This window comes from Macrococcus animalis, assembly GCF_047425875.1.
Taxonomy (GTDB): Bacteria; Bacillota; Bacilli; order Staphylococcales; family Staphylococcaceae; genus Macrococcoides; species Macrococcoides animalis.
Genome location: NZ_CP179727.1, coordinates 374247 through 389338, shown reverse-complemented (window position 1 = coordinate 389338; position 15092 = coordinate 374247). Strand labels below are relative to the sequence as shown.

Annotated in this window: 13 protein-coding genes; 6 read left to right on the top strand and 7 right to left on the bottom strand. The window is 31.2% G+C overall.

What is annotated here, in order from left to right; genetic code table 11:
* Positions 1-28: 28 nt before the first annotated feature.
* From ACMGE9_RS01955 to ACMGE9_RS01945, 3 genes are all read left to right on the top strand, one after another.
* Complete coding sequence (locus ACMGE9_RS01955; protein WP_414043581.1) at positions 29-802, top strand: TerC family protein; 774 nt, start codon at positions 29-31, stop codon at positions 800-802.
* Between the two features lie 77 nt (positions 803-879).
* A complete protein-coding gene (locus ACMGE9_RS01950) occupies positions 880-2436 on the top strand; it encodes a S1C family serine protease (RefSeq protein ID WP_414043580.1) in 1557 nt (518 codons plus the stop codon).
* Positions 2437-2455: 19 nt separating this feature from the next.
* On the top strand, positions 2456-3808 hold the full coding sequence (locus ACMGE9_RS01945; RefSeq protein ID WP_414043579.1) for a TrkH family potassium uptake protein: 1353 nt from the start codon (positions 2456-2458) through the stop codon (positions 3806-3808).
* Between the two features lie 55 nt (positions 3809-3863).
* On the opposite strand, the gene ACMGE9_RS01940 is transcribed toward ACMGE9_RS01945, so the two are convergent.
* Positions 3864-5399 carry an ATP-binding protein gene (locus ACMGE9_RS01940; RefSeq protein WP_414043578.1) on the bottom strand — a complete coding sequence of 512 codons (1536 nt, stop codon included), beginning with the start codon at positions 5397-5399 and terminating at the stop codon, positions 3864-3866.
* 64 nt (positions 5400-5463) lie between these two features.
* Between ACMGE9_RS01940 and ACMGE9_RS01935 the strand changes: the two genes are divergently transcribed.
* Positions 5464-6327 carry a hypothetical protein gene (locus tag ACMGE9_RS01935; RefSeq protein WP_414043577.1) on the top strand — a complete coding sequence of 288 codons (864 nt, stop codon included), beginning with the start codon at positions 5464-5466 and terminating at the stop codon, positions 6325-6327.
* A 41-nt stretch (positions 6328-6368) separates the two neighbouring features.
* Here ACMGE9_RS01935 and ACMGE9_RS01930 read toward each other — a convergent pair whose 3' ends face one another.
* From ACMGE9_RS01930 to ACMGE9_RS01920, 3 genes are all read right to left on the bottom strand, one after another.
* On the bottom strand, positions 6369-6968 hold the full coding sequence (locus tag ACMGE9_RS01930) for a type II CAAX prenyl endopeptidase Rce1 family protein (RefSeq protein ID WP_414043576.1): 600 nt from the start codon (positions 6966-6968) through the stop codon (positions 6369-6371).
* Between the two features lie 5 nt (positions 6969-6973).
* Complete coding sequence (locus tag ACMGE9_RS01925; RefSeq protein WP_414043575.1) at positions 6974-7153, bottom strand: YkvS family protein; 180 nt, start codon at positions 7151-7153, stop codon at positions 6974-6976.
* Positions 7154-7261: 108 nt separating this feature from the next.
* Positions 7262-7741 (bottom strand): sigma-70 family RNA polymerase sigma factor, encoded by a 480-nt coding sequence (locus ACMGE9_RS01920; RefSeq protein ID WP_414043574.1) that lies wholly within the window; start codon positions 7739-7741, stop codon positions 7262-7264.
* 218 nt (positions 7742-7959) lie between these two features.
* Between ACMGE9_RS01920 and ACMGE9_RS01915 the strand changes: the two genes are divergently transcribed.
* Complete coding sequence (locus tag ACMGE9_RS01915) at positions 7960-8445, top strand: competence protein ComK (RefSeq protein ID WP_414043573.1); 486 nt, start codon at positions 7960-7962, stop codon at positions 8443-8445.
* A gap of 12 nt (positions 8446-8457) precedes the next feature.
* On the opposite strand, the gene ACMGE9_RS01910 is transcribed toward ACMGE9_RS01915, so the two are convergent.
* Together ACMGE9_RS01910 and ACMGE9_RS01905 are read right to left on the bottom strand one after the other, a co-directional pair.
* The gene (locus tag ACMGE9_RS01910; RefSeq protein WP_414043572.1) at positions 8458-10041 is read right to left on the bottom strand and encodes a M20/M25/M40 family metallo-hydrolase; all 1584 of its coding nucleotides are present in this window, start codon (positions 10039-10041) and stop codon (positions 8458-8460) included.
* A gap of 156 nt (positions 10042-10197) precedes the next feature.
* Complete coding sequence (locus ACMGE9_RS01905) at positions 10198-11187, bottom strand: acyltransferase family protein (protein ID WP_414043571.1); 990 nt, start codon at positions 11185-11187, stop codon at positions 10198-10200.
* Positions 11188-11342: 155 nt separating this feature from the next.
* Between ACMGE9_RS01905 and ACMGE9_RS01900 the strand changes: the two genes are divergently transcribed.
* Positions 11343-11789: a MarR family winged helix-turn-helix transcriptional regulator gene (locus tag ACMGE9_RS01900; RefSeq protein ID WP_414043570.1), complete on the top strand. Its 447-nt coding sequence runs from the start codon at positions 11343-11345 to the stop codon at positions 11787-11789.
* 103 nt (positions 11790-11892) lie between these two features.
* Here the strand turns inward: ACMGE9_RS01900 and ACMGE9_RS01895 are convergent, their stop codons facing one another.
* Positions 11893-15063: a glucosaminidase domain-containing protein gene (locus tag ACMGE9_RS01895; RefSeq protein ID WP_414043569.1), complete on the bottom strand. Its 3171-nt coding sequence runs from the start codon at positions 15061-15063 to the stop codon at positions 11893-11895.
* Positions 15064-15092 lie beyond the last annotated feature (29 nt).

Here is a 15092-nt window from a genome sequence, read left to right as displayed (position 1 = left end):
TAATTTTCATTAAATCGGAGTGAAGCAAATGGATATGTCTATTATCATTACTTATGCATGGGTTATTTTAGTACTAGTTGTATTAGAAGGTTTGCTAGCAGCCGATAACGCTATTGTTATGGCAGTTATGGTCAAGCATTTACCTGAAGAAGAGAGAAAAAAAGCATTATTTTATGGATTACTCGGTGCATTTGTATTTCGTTTTGCTTCATTATTTGCTATCGCTTACCTGGCTAAATTTTGGCAAATACAAGCATTAGGTGCAGCGTATCTGTTGTTTATATCCATTAAGAACTTATATCAATATTTCAATACAGGTGACGCGACAAGTGATGAAGAAGAAGCGGAACTTGAGAAATATAGTAAAAAAGGAAGTGGCTTCTGGATGACAGTTGCCAAAGTTGAATTTGCCGATATTGCATTCGCGATTGATTCTATGCTTGCAGCCATTGCCATTGCATTGACATTGCCTGAAGTAGGACCACAATTCGGTGGTATGAACTTAGGACAATTTTTGGTTATGTTTACAGGCGGTATGCTCGGTGTTGTTATTATGCGATTCGCTGCGACTTGGTTCGTTAAGTTATTACATGATAATCCCTCACTTGAAGCAGCTGCATTTGCAATAGTTGGATGGGTAGGAATTAAATTAGTCGTAATGGTACTTGCACATGAAGCGATTCAAATCTTACCACATGATTTCCCGCATGGATTACCATGGCAATTAACTTTCTGGGTTGTATTGTTAGGTATTTTAGCAATTGGATGGTTTAGTGGTAAGAAAAAACAAGCAAATCAATAAAAAATAACATATATCATATTAAACTTAGTGTATCTATATTATAATAGATACACTAAGTTTTTTTTATGGAGGAAATCATGCATCTTAAACAAAAAATTGTAATAAAAAAGAGAGATTACACGCGTCCAAAAAGACTATTCTATCATGGTCAAAAGACTAGAATGATTTATCCGTATTTAAATAAAAAAGATGACCTTGTGCAAGTTATATCACCTGAAGAACATATTGAAGTAACACCTGAGAAAAGTGACGTACCAATGGATACACTTTCAAGTACAGAAGGTGTGAGTAGACAAGCAGGAAGTACTTCAGTAGAAGATACAGATCATGCATTGTTAGAAGAAAACCATCAAGATGACGATACAAATATTTATCATGAAAAAAAATATGAGTCGTCGGATTCCTTATTAATACCAACTCAAATTGACGAAAACAGTGAATCACAGCATAATACAAATAAAGGAAAACCAAATGTGCATGCTAAAACTATGCGAACGGCTATTAATTCTGAAAAAACAGAATCAAAAAAACAACATAAATCAACTTGGATGTCATATTTACCTAAAATTTTAATGGGTTCGCTTGTGGGATTATTACTAGGTATTTTACTCATGAGTTTCTTTAATAGAGAACAACCAGAAATGGAAAAAAAGGAAGAAGTAGTTCAGACTGTAGAACAGTCGATTAATAAAAATTTGAATAATGTTGTAAGTGTTACTAATCTTCAAAAAGCAGAAGATTCAGAAACGATAGATTCGGAAAGTGCTGTAAAACCACCAGAAGAGGTTGGTATTGGTACAGGTGTTGTCTATAAACTTGATAAAAAACTTGCCTATATATTAACAAATTATCATGTTGTCGGAAAGGCGAATGCAATTGAAGTTACTTACGGTGAACAAAAGGAAAAAGCTAAGATGATTGGCCATGATGTTTGGACTGATATGGCGGTATTAACGATACCTAAAGGTAAGTTAAAAACAACGATTGAAATGGCTGATAGTAAGCACTTACAACCGGGTCAAGAAGTTATTGCGATGGGCAGTCCATTAGGAAAAATGTTTGCGGGCAGTGTTTCATCGGGAATAATTTCTGGTTTATCACGTAATGTACCTGTTGATATTGATGGAGATGAAATCTACGATTGGGAAATGAACGTATTGCAAACTGATGCTGCGATAAATCCTGGTAACTCAGGGGGACCATTACTAAATCAACAAGGAGAAATGATTGGTTTAAACTCTATGAAGATTTCAATGGATGGAGTAGAAGGCATTGCATTTAGTATTCCATCAAATGATGTTAATAAAGTATTAAAAGAGTTAGAACAAAATGGGAGTATTAAACGCCCTAAAATGGGTATTATGATAGAAGATATTGGCGAGCACAGTGATCCAAATGACCCTAATTCGCCTACGAACAAATCAGGTGTTGAAGTTATGGATGTTGAGCCGAATTCCCTTGCCGAAAAAAATGGATTATTACTTGGAGATATTATCAAAAAGATAGATGGTAAAGAAGTGAAATCAAAAATTCACTTTCGAAAAATATTATTCCATGAGAAAAAAATTGGAGATACGATTACCATTATGTATGAACGTAATGGTGTTAAGAAAGAAGTGAAAGTAACCTTATAATATAAGATTTAAGAAAGAAGTGACAACAATGAACAAGTTATTTCAAAAATTGACACCTCAGCAAGGTATTGTACTGTATTATCTTGTAGCGATTTTCATTTCTTTTTTATTACTCCGTATACCGTATGTGCATAAACCAAATGTAAACATTAGCTTAATTGATTCATTATTTGTTGCTGTCTCTGGTATAAGTGTAACAGGATTATCTCCAGTTTCAATCGCTGATACGTACTCAGTGTTTGGTCAATGTGTGATTCTTCTTATTCTCAATCTTGGTGGAATAGGCGTTATGGCAATGGGTACAATACTTTGGGTTATCATCGGTAAAAAGATTGGAATGCGTGAAAGACAATTGATTATGGTAGATCATAATCAAAACAAGATGTCTGGTGTTGTGACAATGATCCTTGAAATTGTAAAGGCGATGTTATTTATCGAAATATTAGGAGCATTGTTTTTAGCATTTTATTTTTATAAAGAGATGGGCAGTGTAAAAGAAGCATTGTTTAATGGGCTATTTGCTTCCGTATCTGCGACGACAAATGGTGGTTTAGATATTACAGGGAATTCATTAAATGGTTATGCAGATGATTATTTTGTACAAACGATTACTATGTTCTTAATCGTGTTAGGTGCAATAGGTTTCCCAGTTATCATTGAAATAAAAACGTATTTAACCAACAAAATTCCGAATTTTAGATTTAGTTTATTTGCGAAATTAACGATGAGTACATATTTCTTATTGTTCTTTGTAGGAACAGTTGTTATTTATTTATTTGAATATAATCATGCATTCAAAGAAATAACATGGCATAAAGGACTGTTTTATGCTTTATTTCAATCTTCTACCACACGTAGTGCAGGGCTGACGACGATAGACTTAAATGAACTTACTGAAGCGACGCGGTTTTTTATGGGTGGACTAATGTTCATCGGATCTAGTCCAAGTTCAGTTGGGGGTGGGATTAGAACGACGACGTTTGCAATTCTTATCTTATTTTTACTTAATTACAGTAATGGAAGAACCAATATAAAGGTATTTAATAAAGAAATTGATACGATTGATATTCAAAGAACATTTGCAGTAATGGTCCTTGCTACTATTATTTGCTTTGCTGGCCTTTTATTTATTTTATTATTTGAGAATGAAAAATTCGATTTATTATCCATCTTCTTTGAAGTGATGAGTGCTTTTGGTACTTGTGGTTTATCCCTGGGCATTACTGGGGACTTAACAAACGGAAGTAAACTCGTGATTATGGCATTAATGTTTATTGGACGAGTTGGTTTAATTTCATTTATTATTATGCTTGGAGGTAAAGCTGAACCTGATAAATTTAGATATCCAAAGGAACGAATAATGATAGGTTAAGGTATAAGCTAAAGTATATAGTAATAAAATAAGCCAAACAAAAAGACTAGCGCAGCTAGTCTTTTTTGATACTTTGATTGACTTGATCGTATTCAGATGGAATCGATACGAGCGGCAATTTAATAATGAATGTCGTCCCAATCCCTTCTTTACTAATTACTTCTATTTCACCATTATTCGCATCGATGATACTTTTTGTCACTGGTAAGCCGAGACCTGTTCCTGTATTTTTTGTTGTGAAGAATGGATTGAATAATTGTTTTAGAATCTCTTCACTCATTCCGACACCATTATCTCGTATTGTAAGTATTGCTTGTGTTTGCGTATGATCCACTTTAATTTCAATAATACCTTGTTTATTTTCCTCAATTGCATCTTTTGCATTCTGAATTAAGTTAATAATAATTTGTTTAAACTGATCAATTGCAACGTGTACCAGTGTTTGATGATCAGTATAAAATTTAATTGTTCGAATTTTATTGACACTTAAGTCATATTCAAGAAATGCAATGGTCTCACGTACAATTTCTCTTAAATCAACGATTTCTACATCAATTTTGGTTGGTTTGCCCAGTAATAAGAACTGACTGACTATAACGTTGATGCGTTCAAGTTCAGTTTTAACAATATTAAAGAATTTATTTTCATTTTTGGGGTCATATTGCATTTCAAGTAAATCGACAAATCCTTTTATTGATGTTAATGGATTTTTTATTTCGTGAGCAGTATTTGCTGCTAATTGCCCAATTAATTCTTTTTTTTGTGAGTTAATATCTGCGAGTAATAATTCATTTTCCTTTTGTGCTTTATAACTGTGATAGAACAATTGCAAAGTTGCAACAAGTAATGAAAATACAAGACTAGCTAATAATACTTTTTGAAATACTTCTTGATATACATTTTTGTTAGAATTAATTGTTAAATTCCAATCAACTTTTAGTAACTTTTGAGATTCTTTTATATTTGTAATTACAGGATTATTCGATTGAAAGATAATATTATCATTGAAATCTGTAATGGTAACAGTATTACCTTTTTGTAAAGAATCAATGAATGATCCAATCGTATTAATATCAACTTCGGCTACAATCAACTTACTGTTATGCGAGTCATTAATATTTTTAGTAATATAGACAATATCTTTATTCATCATGTTCTTGCGCATACTACTAATAGCGACATTATTCAAAGTTCTTTTTTCTATGTTATTAAAGAACTTCATCGATTCAACTGTTTTTCCAATCATCGCTTCAGAATTAGAATTTAGAACAACTGCATTATGATCTAAAACATAAAAATTGATAATACGGGCTTCGCGATTCTTCATGACTTGAATACGTTTATTAATCTTATCAAAGTCTTTTTCATATGTGACAGTAGTTGCAATGTTTTCGACAGCCGAAATTGTCTCGCTAAAGAATGAATCTATTTGTTCAGAATGGATTCTAATTGAATCATTAATATTATCTCGTAATTGATTTGCTTCATTACGAGATAATATGAACCAAAAGAGGGCTGAAAATAATAGGGTTAAAATAATATTAAAAAAAATATATTTCTTTATATACTTAAAATCATTTATATTGTCCATAGCATTCTCCATTTATCAAAGTTAACATCTTAATCATGATATAATATACTATGAGGTGATTCACATGAATAAGGGATTAATTAATATACATATTATAACAACAAATAACATTAATGGTGCAACCTTTCTTAAAAATAATGAAATTAATATGTTAAAAGTTGCGACATATATAAAACTGGCAAGGCAAAGTGGCCATGTTATTTTATTAAATAATGGACCATTTTTAACAGGTTCGCCTGTGAGTGTCTACTATGCTGGGCTTAAAGAATATAAACGTATACCGCTCATCACGTTGATGAATTTATTGAAATATGATGCTACAAATATTAGCCATCAAGACTTTGATTTAAGTTTTAAATTTTTTAGTAGAGCACATTCAATGAGTGAATTTCCATTTTTATCATGTAATATTCTTAATCTTTCTACAAAGGAACCTTATTTTAATACACCGTATATAATAAAGCAGTATAAAGGTGTTAAGATTGGTATTATCGCTTTGTCTGAAGCGAAACAAATAGATAATGAAGAATTAATCGTGTCTAAACCAAAGGATTCGATAAAATCTTGGATTCGTTATATGTATGATAAAGAAAGCCCAGATTTTGTTATTGCATTACATAATGGAGATATAAATGACTTATGTACAACAGAAGGGGATATCACAACCTTATGCACTGAAGGGATTCATTTAATGATTACGAACAGTAATGATACTGACAATGTAAAGCATGACTTGTCTGATATTATCTTCGCACCAAGGGATTCTCTACTTCATATAAAGCTTGTATTTAAAGAACGTACTAATTCATTTGAATTAAAAGGAAGTAGTTATGAGTTTATAGAAACAGCACGTTATCAAGAAGATATATTACTTAATGAAGCATTATATTATGAAGAAAAAGAATACTTGCATTTTCAACAACAATAAAAAACATCTTGAGACCTTTTTGTCTCAAGATGTTTTTATTGTTATCGATAAATGAGTATTAATAATACGATTGCTACAATTTGTCCTGTAATAGGTGTTATGATGCGTTTCGTATGATGATAACTGATAGCTAATATAAATTGTGTTAAAAATATAAAGATTAATATTTGAATGTCGACTGTATATATAAATAAACTAGTGACACATAAACTTACGATGACCGAAGTTATAATACGATTGAATCGTTCATCAAGGTAATCCTGTAACATAATACGCATCATTAATTCTTGTAAAGGGATTGACACAAATAAAGTTATTAATAATTGCCATTTCACATAAACACCTAACTTCACAATTTCTTTTAATACATTAAAATAATGAAGATCTCTTAAGATAAAAGATAATAAAGTATGTAAGATCATTATTATGAAACTTGCGAGGATACCTGTGATAATAGCATCTAATAATCGTTTAGATGCTATGCTACGTTCATAATATATATAACCAATAGATGAAAGTAACATTAACCCGGTATATAGATGCCAAAATACTTGATGTTCATTGCGCATAGCAAAAAGTATTACATGAAATAAGATAAACAACATTAAAAAACCGACAATAGGCTTTTTTAATTGATTCATTTATCTTAAGCCTCTACAACAATGGTATATCGTTTATGATTAATTACTGTTTTTTCGGGGATTTCCAGTTTCTCGAAATCTTCCATTATAGTACAATCTACTATGACTGAATTTTCGTTAACTTTTTCAACAATGCCTTGTTTACCTTCGTGAAATTCAATGATATCTCCAACTTTTGCTGCCATTCATTTTCCTCCTTAAAAACATGCTAATTGCTATTATACTAAATTTGGTACATATTGAATACAAAAATATTTCGTTTGTTATAATAAATTGTTATTTGCATACTTTTCTTAAAAGTTAAATTGATTATAGTGTTTTTTAAGTTTATTTTTAGTACTTTGTTTATACTTTTTTATTGCCGATACACTTAAGTTCATTTGGATTGCTATTTCTTTCATTTTATAGCCTTGTAAAGTTAATGAAAGCCAAGTAAATTCTCTGTCTGATAATAACAATTTAATATCTTCTATGAAGAGCATATCATATTCATCATTTACCGACATATTGTGTTTCATAAATTCATCATCAGTTACGATAAATCTATCCGTTCTTCTTGCTAACTTTCTAATCTCATCAATAAAGTAAAAGTTTAATTTTGTATATATATATTTTTCCTTCTTTTCAGTTTTTGTAGCATCATAACTTTGCTCTAGTTCCCATAATTTAATCAGTGCAAGTTGATAATATTCATCAAAATCAAAGTTTAATTTATACTTATGAATGAAGTGATAAATCATTTTGTCATAGTTAGCTTTAATTTGTTCAAACATTGTTTTTCCTTTTTGAACATCTAGACATTCAGTTATATTTCCGGATAGTTAAAGCATATAAGAATATATAAATAAACAAAAGTTAACGTTTTTGAAATATATCTTGGTTTTGTTAAGTTGATGTTATTTTATTGTTTAAAATTGATTAATAAATACAGTTTTTAGAATGATTTATCTATAATATATATGGGATGATAATTTGATATGAGGTGATAAATATGTTAACTCTGCCACTTTGTGCAACAGATATGTGTATTTACCAGCGACCTTCTTTAGAAGGTAAAACTGAAATTATGACTTTGACAAAAGAGAATCGGATTGTAGATGAAAGACCAGAAAAGCTACTAGAGGATACACTAACGTATTTTGGTAGTAATATTAAGACGCGTAAACAGTCTGTTAAAATTTTAACAGGACAAGCACACCACTTACCAATTATGATTGAAGCATCACTGGAATGGATATATTATCCGATACACCAAAAGAAAACGCATTTTCAACTCTACATCAATCCAAAAATGATTTATCATTTTGAAGGAAATAAAGAGAAATCAATCATATATTTTGTTAATAATGAAAGTATAGAAATACCTCAACATATTTCATTTATTCAAAAACAACATCAGAAAGCTTTAGTATTAGCTGATTTGCAAATGAAAATAATAAAACGGCAATTGCATTTAAGCAACTACCGTCTAGATTAGAAAGTTATTATTCTATTCTTCAATAAAGAATTTAAGGAATATTTTATTTAATACATATGGCACTTCTTCAGTCACACTTTTAATATCTATTCGTTCAGTTAATTGATGAGCGTCTTTACCGAAAGCACCGATATTTATAACTGGTGCATTTAATTTCTTCATTGCAGCAAAAGGAATATCATAATGTTTACCAAAACCTGGGGTGTTTTTAGTATAAATATTTGCATCGCTATCATCATGCGTGTAGTTCACGTAACTTAAATCGGAAATACCATTAAAATAATAAATCTTTGTCGTCTCACGATTAAACTGTTTTTTCATTTGTTTAATTGTATACTTTGTAATCGATTTAATTAACTTTTCCTGTCCACTATTTACTGAAGGATAATAGGGTGCACTTAAATACGTTACAACTGTATAGTCATTGCTATTATCTAGCAATAATAATTCTTTAATAACCGTTTGAGCATATAGTCGATCATCTGCTTGATCTACAGAATCAATAATTTCATCTATTAAAGATTGACCATGTTTTTTCTTCATGGATTTCACTAATGCTTCGTATGTCATCACATTAATCTTTGGCAGTTCTTCAAACACTAGGTTTAAATCACGAGTACATTCTGAAATTGTACGTTCAATGATTTGATTGAACTGCTTAAATACGTGTGCAGCACTTTGTTCAAATAAGAAGATATTATAATAACTAGACGCCATAAATGGTGTTTGAACATTATAATCTTCTTTTAGATCTTTCAAATATAAACTAACGGGTAAAGGAGTTTCTTCATCTTTAAAGCGTTCAATAAATTGAGAATTGTATTCGATTTCAGAATTAATACGGCTAATTAAATATGTTGCACTTAAGCCATTAAGTGGTTCGCCCACATGTGTTTCTTTACCATATACAAAGACTGATGGCGTCACTTTTCCAATACTTCCATTATAAATATAGTAATTATCATCATGAGGAACCTGACTAAATGCAGATTCTCCATTCATTATAAGTAATAAATTTAAGTTTTCTTGTTCGATAAAGTCAGAAAGTTCTGTTACTGCACTACGCATACCTGAAGAATTGACTTCTTCGTCTGGAACCGTTAATAAAATAATGTTAATTGGCCATGCTTCATGAATTGCCTTTTCTAAAATACTTAAATGCATCATTAAACCTGATTTCATATCCATGACGCCCCGACCAAATAAATATTTACTAGACTTAATATCATTTTGGTGGTAGGAATCAAATTCGGGTAGATTTTCCTCGTATACTTTACCTAATGCATCACAATCAAAAGCTAGTGTTTCATATGGCCCATAGTCATTGACATCAACTGTATCAAAGTGACTCATTATTATTACTGTATCATCTGTCGCACGTGAACGATACATTGCGGCTACAGCATTTTTATGATCGCTCGTTTCAATAAATTTAATATGAGATTCATGTTCACTAAAATAATCAAGTTGTTTAAGTGTCTGTTTAATATAAAAAGGAAAGTTAACTTCACCATCAGTGTTTGTGATGCTGTCGTGTTTAACTAGGTCTTTTAAAAGTGACAATCTATCTTCAGGTGTTTGCCAAAGTAAACGCATAAATTTTCTCCTTAAATCATATTTGAAAAGCAATATGTAATTATATTTATATCAGACATATATATGCTCATCTAATAACAATTATACATATTTCTTCACAAATAAAAAATATTAAATAAAATTAATTCATATTAAATTTACAAAATTAAAAAACCTCTACTGAGGTTTTTTAATTTCAACTATAGGGGAGGCTATTTTTTTAGTAGCATTCATACTTAATGTGTAGACTAAGAAAATAGTCACTAATATCATGAATATGAGTATCGAAGCGATATGATCATTAAAATATTTCCCCCAATTATTTACTCTAAATAAACCGATAAATAATCCATGCAACAGATAAATAAACATTGTTCTAGAACCAATGTATGTTAGAGGTAACTTTCGATTAGGCACTAAATTTAAAAAGCTTATCGTGCTAATTAATATGATTAAGTAAATAATTGCTCGTTTAACCCCACTATATATATCAGATGTATCATTCTCAAGTTTAGCATATGGCTTACTACCAAATAACCATTCGAAGTTGAAATCGGTCACTAAGTAGAAAATGAATACAATAGTTAGCATCATAAAAGAAAATGGAACATATTTTTTATTTCGAATATATTTAAAATGTTCGGGTTGAGCATAATACCCAATTAAAAATAAAGGAAAAAATACAAAGGTACGTGATAAACTTAAAGTATTATTGATAAATTCAAAGTATCCAACGCCAATGCCTAAAATAAACGCACAAGCAAGCATAGCCCATGGATTATAGTCTTTAATTACAAATAACATTAATTGCCACGAAAAGAGACTTAGTAGGAACCACATTGCCCATTGTGGATCAAATGGATTTAAGTCGATAGTACTTACATCATCTATAAAATAATAGTAGAAAGCATAAAAACTTTGAAAAATAATGTAAGGCAGTAATAACTTCCTTGTAACTTTCATTATATAACCTGGTTTGTGAATACCTTTCGCGAAATAACCAGAAATAAGTACAAATGCTGGCATATGGAAACTATATATAAACATATAGAGCGCTTGAAAAAAATGGCTTTCATTAATAAATGATCGAAGAAGGTGACCAAATACAACTAAAACAATTAATAAAAATCGTGCATTATCAAAATAATGATCTCGTTCTTTTTTCATAAAAATACTCCTTAAATATCGAAAAAATACATAGTAAATATGTTATTATAAAATATAAATAGCCTACAATTTTTTGTTAAAATATTATATATCGTTGCTAAACTAAATTTTTGGGCTTATAATCTAAATAACAAATTAAGTAGGGAGACAAAAACATGGATGAAAAGCGACTTAAGAGATTTGGACAATTAATTTACTTTATGGATTCTAAAATTGATGAAATTGCTTCAGCTGAATTAACTGATGTTACGCTTACACGCGAACAATTATATATGCTAGAACTTATCGTTGGCGAAGAAAACATGACGCAAAAAAAATTAATTTATAAACTAAATAAAGAACAAACTGCAGTATCTAGAGCTATAAAAAAAATGGTAGATAATGGTTTCATCAGAAAAGAACAAAGTATTTATGACCTTCGTTCTACTGTACTAATAGCAACTGAACAAGGTGAAAAAGCTTTAGAACGAGCTGAAGAAATCAAAGCAAAAGTTGTTCGTAGCTTTATGCGTGAATTAAATTCTACAGAATCAGAACAATTGATTGAACTTTTAGAGAAGATATATCAATCATTTGCTTTAAGAGATCCATTTAGATTTTAAAATAATCTATTAGTATCGAAAATAATCATCAGTTTAATCCTTATATATCCTAAAATCATAAAAAATAACCCTTCTTTTTAAAAGAAAGGTTATTTTTTTATTACTAAATATATTCATGAACGATGTAATTTAATCCATCTAGACCAAGAGTTTTGTATAAACGTGCAATTGTTGTTGCATTTTTTTGTGCCCAACGGACATCCGTCGCATATTGATGTGTTGCTGTATTCTCTGGATTCCAACGCATTTGGTGAAGTGTACGTTGTCCCTTATCTATATATGCTTCACGTACATATTTAGCGCCTCCAATAATTGCTTTTGATGCAGAATCCCAGCCGTTTTGTTTTGCGTATGCGATACCACCTAATTCAACATTATTATCTGTTGCTTTCGTACCAAACATGTTGTAATATTTTTTGCTAGCATTATCAATGATTTTTTTATTGTCATTACTGATACCTAAGCCATTAGATAAACGACTTGTACCATTACCTGTTTCTAAGAAAGCATGGGCAATGAGGTAAATTTCATTAATCTTTAATTGTTTAGCAGCTGCTGCAAATGCGGCACCTTGGTTTTCTAATACACCTTTACCTACTAATAGTTTGTTTAATTGTTTAGCAGAAATACCTTCAGCTTGTCCTAAATCTAAGAATTGGTACTTTAATTCAGCATCGTTCATAGCATTTTTTGTATCCATATTTGCTTTAATTTCATAATCTTTAGCCAAACGTTCATTATATGCTCTCTCTGGTGTAGAGAATACAACTTTTGGTCCAGTATTACGTTCATAATTTTTTAAGCGAGATTGCTTAGCAACTGCAACATCTAAACTTTCAGGAGCTTTCAATTTCACGATATTTTGTGAAAATAAGTAGCTATCAGGGACATAGCCGGTTGTATTATCTTCTAACAATACTTTGTGCCATAATGCATTACCAACTTTATCAGTTCTAATTACTTGAACAGTCTTAGATGGTAAATCACTTAACTTTTTCACACGTTGTGCCCTAGAACCACCAGGAATAGAGTAGATATAACCAGTTGTTTTCTTAACTGTGTATGGAACTTTCGTCCAAGAAACAGTTTTATACGGTTTTTCTTTAATAAATGTATCACTGATCCATCCTAAAAATTTGTTTTTAGGATCGGCTACAGAGTAATATTTTGTGTTATTCTTTTTAGCTTCTTTGTTGATATAAAGCTGCATATCAACAGGCTTTGTTTTAGCCTTTTTAGTAGATTGAATATTTGTATATAACACAGCATTCTTTGCATCTGTACGCCCGATTAAACTAACGTTTTTCATGTCAGTAATTTTTATTGGTGCTTTAGCTTTTGTTTTTAATGTAATGTGGTTTAAGTTAACCCAGCCAGTTAACGCATTTACGGTACCGAAATAGTATGATGTTTGTCCAACTTTAACAAATTTAGATGCTTTAAACTCTTTACCTGAGAATGGCTTTAAGCTCCCTACAACTTGTTTTGAACTTCCCCAAGGAGTCGAATACATACTTTTTGCAGTACTTTTTACAGTGAATCGTTTTGATGTTTTAGATTCAGGAGTAATAGAGAACGATTTCGTATCTTTAGCTTTAACCCATCCACGAGGTGTTTTATTGTTATCTGTTAGCGAGTAATAAGTAACGCCATCTAATACAGCTTTCTTATTTACATAGAATGTTGTGTTTGCTTTAGATCCAGCTTTAGAAGTTGGATTGTTTGATACTGATGTGTAAACATTTGTATTTGTCCATTTTATCTTTGCTACACGGCGTTCATTTGACGTAACTACTTTACCGGTAGCGGGAACTGTTGGTGTAACTTTCGGTGGTGTATTACCTGGTGCAGGTGCCGGAGTTACGGGAACTGTACCATTTAATTTGTAGTTATATTTTTCTGATACTAAGTTATAAAAGTCATCAAACGTATAGTTATTTTGCTGAAACCAACCGATAGGGTCTGTATGGTCAGTACCTCCTAAGAAGTTAGACACAGCTTTATGATTCCAAACAGTACCATTACCATCGTAATGTGCATTGTCTAAAGGTAAACCGTAATATAGGAGGTTAGTTGCAAAGTAATCAGCATAGTTGTTGATTGAGCGACTGAAAGCTTCTTTACCATGAACACGGACTAACTCAACATTGATATAACGAGGATTTGCAGCTGGTCCAGCACCCCAAGAAATATAGTCGGTATCCGCTACTTCTACAATACGTTGATCATCAATGAATGCATGAACAAAAGCATTGTTATAATTGCGTTTCATGTAAGCAATCTCACCATCAATTTTTGAAGTGGGATTTGCAGTTTCATGTGCTACTATACCCTCAGGTTTTGCAACGCCATTGCGATATGCAATTTTCGGTGAATCAAAGAAACTCTTTTCATAGACAGGTACTGACCAGTTATTGTATTTAATAACTTCATTAACAGACATAGTGTCTATATTTTTTGATTTTGTTGAAGAACCTAACTTACGTACTCTAGCTGTATTCAAGATAGATTTCTTTTTAGCTGTTGCTTCCACAGATTTATCTTCTGAAGGAACTTCAGTAGTTATTTCTACAGACTTAGTTTCCGGAGAAGGAACAACAGTTGCAGTTTCCACAGATTTATCTTCTGTAGAAGGAACATCAGTTGCAGTTTCTACAGACTTAGTTTCTGTAGAAGGAACATCAGTTGCAGTTTCTACAGACTTAGTTTCTGTAGCAGGAGCTTCAGTTACAGTTTCTAAAGAATTATCTTCTGTAGCAGGAGCTTCAGTTGCAGTTTCTACAGACTTAGTTTCTGTAGCAGGAGCATCAGTTGCAGTTTCTACAGACTTAGTTTCTGTAGAAGGAACATCAGTTGCAGTTTCTACAGACTTAGTTTCTGTAGAAGGAACATCAGTTGCAGTTTCTACAGACTTAGTTTCTGTAGAAGGAACATCAGTTGCAGTTTCCACTGAATTATCTTCTGTAGTAGGAGCTTCAGTTGTTGGAATTGCATTAGACTCAGGATTGATATTATTTTTTACTTGAGATAAAGAATATTGTTCAGTGATAGATTTTGGATTTGATAAATCATTTTTTGCAATAACATTAAGACTTTGTGTTTTAGATTCAGTAGAAGTTTCGTTCGTGACTTCATTATTAGTTGCATCATTATCTGTCTTTTCAATTGTTTGAGGCTTTACTTCCTCTTGTTCTGCGGCATAAGCAGCGGTAGTTGTTCCAGCGAACATCATTAACATTAATGCAGGAGTCTTGTAATAAAATTTATTATCCATGTGTACTTCCTTTCTCAATTTAATTCATA

Coding starts and splice junctions, on each gene's coding strand:
- ACMGE9_RS01955 (WP_414043581.1), top strand. CDS start 29: ATGGATATGTCTATTATCATTACTTATGCATGGGTTATTTTAGTACTA.
- ACMGE9_RS01935 (WP_414043577.1), top strand. CDS start 5,464: ATGAATAAGGGATTAATTAATATACATATTATAACAACAAATAACATT.
- ACMGE9_RS01925 (WP_414043575.1), bottom strand. CDS start 7,153: ATGGCAGCAAAAGTTGGAGATATCATTGAATTTCACGAAGGTAAACAA.
- ACMGE9_RS01950 (WP_414043580.1), top strand. CDS start 880: ATGCATCTTAAACAAAAAATTGTAATAAAAAAGAGAGATTACACGCGT.
- ACMGE9_RS01910 (WP_414043572.1), bottom strand. CDS start 10,041: ATGCGTTTACTTTGGCAAACACCTGAAGATAGATTGTCACTTTTAAAA.
- ACMGE9_RS01895 (WP_414043569.1), bottom strand. CDS start 15,063: ATGGATAATAAATTTTATTACAAGACTCCTGCATTAATGTTAATGATG.
- ACMGE9_RS01920 (WP_414043574.1), bottom strand. CDS start 7,741: ATGTTTGAACAAATTAAAGCTAACTATGACAAAATGATTTATCACTTC.
- ACMGE9_RS01915 (WP_414043573.1), top strand. CDS start 7,960: ATGTTAACTCTGCCACTTTGTGCAACAGATATGTGTATTTACCAGCGA.
- ACMGE9_RS01930 (WP_414043576.1), bottom strand. CDS start 6,968: ATGAATCAATTAAAAAAGCCTATTGTCGGTTTTTTAATGTTGTTTATC.
- ACMGE9_RS01940 (WP_414043578.1), bottom strand. CDS start 5,399: ATGGACAATATAAATGATTTTAAGTATATAAAGAAATATATTTTTTTT.
- ACMGE9_RS01900 (WP_414043570.1), top strand. CDS start 11,343: ATGGATGAAAAGCGACTTAAGAGATTTGGACAATTAATTTACTTTATG.
- ACMGE9_RS01905 (WP_414043571.1), bottom strand. CDS start 11,187: ATGAAAAAAGAACGAGATCATTATTTTGATAATGCACGATTTTTATTA.